This is a genomic window from Salmonella sp. SAL4457 (assembly GCF_046548235.1).
Lineage (GTDB): Bacteria > Pseudomonadota > Gammaproteobacteria > Enterobacterales > Enterobacteriaceae > Salmonella > Salmonella enterica.
Genome location: NZ_JBGDZO010000135.1, coordinates 1 through 369, shown reverse-complemented (window position 1 = coordinate 369; position 369 = coordinate 1). Strand labels below are relative to the sequence as shown.

At 59.9% G+C, this 369-nt stretch carries 1 protein-coding gene; it reads left to right on the top strand.

Features of this window, described 5'->3' with window-relative positions; all coding sequences use genetic code 11:
* Positions 1-162 precede the first annotated feature (162 nt).
* Positions 163-369 (top strand): glutamine synthetase beta-grasp domain-containing protein (locus ACLJNW_RS23590; protein ID WP_410961137.1); only part of this gene is annotated, 207 nt, incomplete at its 3' end.

Here is a 369-nt window from a genome sequence, read left to right as displayed (position 1 = left end):
AGACCTGGCCCCGCCAAACATGGGGCCCTGCCCGATTCCGGGCACTGGCACGCAACTTGCTCACTTGTGAGGCAGGTTGCCCTGGCGGAGTATTCCGGCCGGCATCACCCGATACTGGGGCACAGAAAAAGCTCCCAGCTCTAATCCCTCCTGGAGGACAGCATGTCGTACAAGTCGCACCAACTGATCAAAGACCATGACGTGAAGTGGGTAGACCTGCGCTTCACCGATACCAAGGGCAAGCAGCAACACGTCACCATGCCGGCTCGCGACGCGCTGGACGATGAGTTCTTCGAAGCCGGCAAGATGTTCGACGGCTCCTCCATCGCCGGCTGGAAAGGCATCGAAGCCTCCGACATGATCCTGATG